Annotated in this window: 4 protein-coding genes and 2 pseudogenes; 3 read left to right on the plus strand and 3 right to left on the minus strand. The window is 72.6% G+C overall.

From position 1 onward, the window contains the following. Nucleotides 1-404, plus strand: a pseudogene (locus ABZ885_RS37725) (hypothetical protein); the annotation flags it as partial. Nucleotides 405-633: 229 nt separating this feature from the next. Then, on the plus strand, nt 634-999 hold the full coding sequence (locus tag ABZ885_RS37730; protein ID WP_360199186.1) for a nuclear transport factor 2 family protein: 366 nt from the start codon (nt 634-636) through the stop codon (nt 997-999). 43 nt (nt 1,000-1,042) lie between these two features. Here the strand turns inward: ABZ885_RS37730 and ABZ885_RS37735 are convergent, their stop codons facing one another. Beyond that, nucleotides 1,043-1,594 carry a hypothetical protein gene (locus tag ABZ885_RS37735; RefSeq protein WP_360199188.1) on the minus strand — a complete coding sequence of 184 codons (552 nt, stop codon included), beginning with the start codon at nt 1,592-1,594 and terminating at the stop codon, nt 1,043-1,045. Nucleotides 1,595-1,785: 191 nt separating this feature from the next. On the opposite strand from ABZ885_RS37735, the gene ABZ885_RS37740 reads away from it, so the two are divergent. Further along, the gene (locus ABZ885_RS37740) at nt 1,786-2,532 is read left to right on the plus strand and encodes an N-acetyltransferase (RefSeq protein WP_360199192.1); all 747 of its coding nucleotides are present in this window, start codon (nt 1,786-1,788) and stop codon (nt 2,530-2,532) included. Between the two features lie 81 nt (nt 2,533-2,613). On the opposite strand, the gene ABZ885_RS37745 is transcribed toward ABZ885_RS37740, so the two are convergent. Next, nucleotides 2,614-3,057 (minus strand): VOC family protein, encoded by a 444-nt coding sequence (locus tag ABZ885_RS37745; protein ID WP_360199190.1) that lies wholly within the window; start codon nt 3,055-3,057, stop codon nt 2,614-2,616. A gap of 180 nt (nt 3,058-3,237) precedes the next feature. Continuing rightward, a pseudogene (locus ABZ885_RS37750) lies at nt 3,238-3,498 on the minus strand (MFS transporter); the annotation flags it as partial.

Raw genomic sequence — 3,498 nt, forward strand, 5'->3', positions numbered from 1 at the left:
CCTCGGCGACCGCCACCCCGGCGGGGAAGAATCCACCCGCCCCGGCCCCGCCCCCCGCGCCGACCTGCGGCGCCGACCACAGGATGCCGGTCTCGCCCGACACGATCGCCGTGCACCGCTACACGACCGAGGGTGGTATGACCAGTCTCGTCGTCCAGCACGGCACGTACGGTTGCCCCGGGCGCTTCGAACCGTCGGGCGCGTGGACGTACATCCCGATCTCGGAGAAGGCCAAGATCACCGCGACGGCACCGATCCTCCCCTCGGAGGTGATGGGCAAGCCCATCTCCACCAGCGAGCTGACCGGGTGGCTGGAGACCCACCCGGACAAGGGCCTGCCCTTCCGCTACCACCTGAACGCGGCGGGGGTCATCGACACCCTCGACGAGATCTACGTCAAGTAGCCCGTCGAGCGCCCCCGGGCTGCTACCAGATGGAGTCGACCACCCCGGTCGAACCGCTCGGCGGCCTCCAGCCGCACCCGCTCCCGACGCTGTTGCTCCTGGGCAGTGAACCCGCCCCCCTGCGCGTATCGCACCCCGATGTCATTCCGCAGGGATCAAGGTCCGTCAGTACCTACGACAAGGCGAGTTCAACCTGAGTGGCATTGGCCGTTACGTCCATGCCGGTCCGGTGACCCGGAACGCCGACGCTCTTGCGGAGTGCTTCACCCAGGACGGGGTCTTCGAGGCCCCGCTGATTCCCGCCGGGGCGGCCTTCCCACGGAGGCTGGTGGGGCGTGAGGCTATCCGCCGTGCCATGGCGGCGCACTACGAGAAGCCGGGGGAGGGCAACGGCCGGTCGCCGAACCTCGCGAAGTCCGGGTACGTGCTGCACACCACGTCCGATCCCGATGTGTTCAACGCCGAGATCGACACGGTCTTCGACGGCGACGGCGACGGGGAGGACGTGGCGGTCTCGCTGGTCCAGATCTTCCGCATCAGGGACGGGAAGATCGCGCGGATGCGCGACTACTTCGCCCCCGGTCTGGTCGACTGACCGCGTCCACCGGGACGGCGGGTACGAGGGAGGGGAGGGACGGCTACTTCGCCGGTATCGAGGGGCTCGCGCCGTCGACGATCCTCGCCAGCTCGTCGGCCGACTCGGGGGTGAGCCGGTAGAAGCCCTGGAGGCTGATCGAGCGTTCGAGGAGGCCGTCGACCACGTACTTGAGCACACGGGTCTGGTTCCGGCGGTTCCGCCAGGTCAGGGTGGCGAGCAGGTCGCCGGGGACGGTCACGTCGAAGCGGACGGGCGTCGCGTCGACGTGCACCGCGGAGGCCCCGCAGCCGCCGGCGCCGAGCATCGACCAGTCGCCGTGCCCGGGGAAGGCCGGGTCGTGCCAGGTCGCGGGGGCGGTGCCGCAGCAGTCCCGCCGCTCCAGGTCGACGACCCGCATGCGGCTGACCACGGACACGACACGCCGGTTGACGTGCAGCGCGAAGACCTCGTCCCCGGCCTTGGCGCCGGACCAGGCCGGGAGCGAGGAGTGGACGCCGCTGAAGGCGACCGGGGGCCGCTCGCCGACTCGGCCCACCTTGCGCAGGTCGCGGCACGTGTCGTGGGTCCACAGGACGGTGAAGGCATCAGGCATGCGGTGATCGTAGACAGGGGGGCCGACAGCCCCCCGGCAGCGGTTCTGGCCTGCGGAAACAAGTAGCCCGGCCCGGTGCGGCTGTGGCAGGGTGTCGGGCCGTGACAGACACCGAAGCCCCGGCGGGCACCGAAACTCCGACGGACACCGACGCCCCGGCGGGCACCAACACCCCGACGGTCACCGACGACCTGACGATCACCACGCTCGCGGAGCGCCCCGAGCTGATCCCGCGGGTGTACGAGTTCGAGGACACCTGGCCCGCCTTCGTGCCGCACGACCTGGTCGCCAGCACCCTGCTGGACCAGGTCGTCACCCGTTTCCCGCAGTACTGCGCGGTGGCGACGGACGGCGACCGGGTGGTCGCCCGCGCGCTCGCCGTCCCGTTCGACGCACTGGCGGAGGGCCGCGAGGAGACACCCGACCAGGGGTGGGACCGCGTCCTGTCGTGGGCGTTCCGCGACCTGCGCCGCGACTGCACGCCGACGGCGGCCAGCGCCCTGGAGATCACGGTGGACACCGGGTACCTCGGCCGCGGTCTGTCCTACCGCATGCTGCGCGCCCTGCGCGACGCCGCGACCGCGCAGGGGCACCGGGCGCTGCTCGCACCGGTCCGCCCGACGGCCAAGCACCTGGAGCCGCACTTGCCCATGGCCGAGTACGTCGGCCGGCGGCGTCCGGACGGCCTGCCCGAGGACCCGTGGTTGCGGGTCCATGTGAAGGCCGGCGCCTCCGTGGTGAAGGTCGCACCGGCGTCGATGACCGTCAGTGCCTCCCTCGGCCAGTGGCGCCGGTGGACCGGCCTGCCGTTCGACCGCGACGGCGCCACCGTCGTCCCCGGCGCCCTGGTGCCCGTGCACGCCGACCTCGCCCACGACCGCGCCGTGTACGTCGAGCCGAACGTCTGGGTGAGCCACCCCCTGCACCCCGCGGCCTGACCGCGGCGCCCCGGCCCCGCGGCGCCCGGGCCGCCGACACACCCCGAACCGCGGTTCAGGCCGGGGTGCCGTCGCGTCCCGTCAGCCGATCTCTTCGGCCAGGGCGAGGATGATGCCCGAGGGGCCGCGGAGGTAGCAGAGGCGGTAGACGTCCTGGTACTGCGCCACCTCGCCGACCAGTTCGGCGCCATGGGCGCGCAGGCGGGCGATGGTGTCGTCGATGTCGTCGACGGCGAACATGACCCGGTGCAGGCCCAGCGTGTTCGGCGGCGGCGGATTGTGCGAGCCGTCGCCGACCGCTGCGGGGGCGTGGTACTGCGCGAGCTCCAGCCTGCCGTGGCCGTCCGGGGTCCGCAGCATCGCGATGTCGCTGCGGACGCCGTCGAGCCCGACGGTCTGATCCGCGAAGAGGCCCTCGATCAGCGCCTTGCCCTCGACCTCCATGCCCAGTTCGGTGAAGAAGGCGACGGCGGCGTCCAGGTCCTCGACGACGATGCCGACGTTGTCCATGCGCTGAAGCGCCATGACGGTTCTCCCTCTGCATTGCGTGACCCTTCGAGGCCACCGGTATACCGAGGACGGAGCCGGCGGCCCGTTCTCGACACCCGTCGACCCTCCACCCGGCGGCCGCCGCCACCCGTCCACCCGCCTGCGCGCCGGTGACCGGCCCTGACCGGGCTCCTGCCCGGTGCTGTCCGAGGGGGCTCAGGCCTGCGCGCGGGCCCTGCGGAGCAGGTAGGCGCCGGAGGCGGCGGCGAGGACGGCCATGCAAACGGTGAAGACCAGGCCGGCGTCGGCGAGGCCGAGGGGCTCGCTGAGCAGGCCGACGCCGATGACCGGGATCGAGATGCCGAAGTAGGCGACCACGAAGAGGAGCGACAGGGCGCCGCCGCGGTTCGCGGCCGGAGCGGCGGCGGCGACCTCGCCCACCGCGCCGCGCAGGCCCATGCCCTGGCCCGCGCCGCC

It is taken from the genome of Kitasatospora sp. NPDC047058, assembly GCF_040643935.1.
Lineage (GTDB): Bacteria > Actinomycetota > Actinomycetes > Streptomycetales > Streptomycetaceae > Kitasatospora.

Bases quoted from the DNA above. Each gene is read 5' to 3' on its own strand.
- ABZ885_RS37735 (WP_360199188.1), bottom strand. From the start codon at position 1,594: ATGCCTGATGCCTTCACCGTCCTGTGGACCCACGACACGTGCCGCGAC.
- ABZ885_RS37745 (WP_360199190.1), bottom strand. From the start codon at position 3,057: ATGGCGCTTCAGCGCATGGACAACGTCGGCATCGTCGTCGAGGACCTG.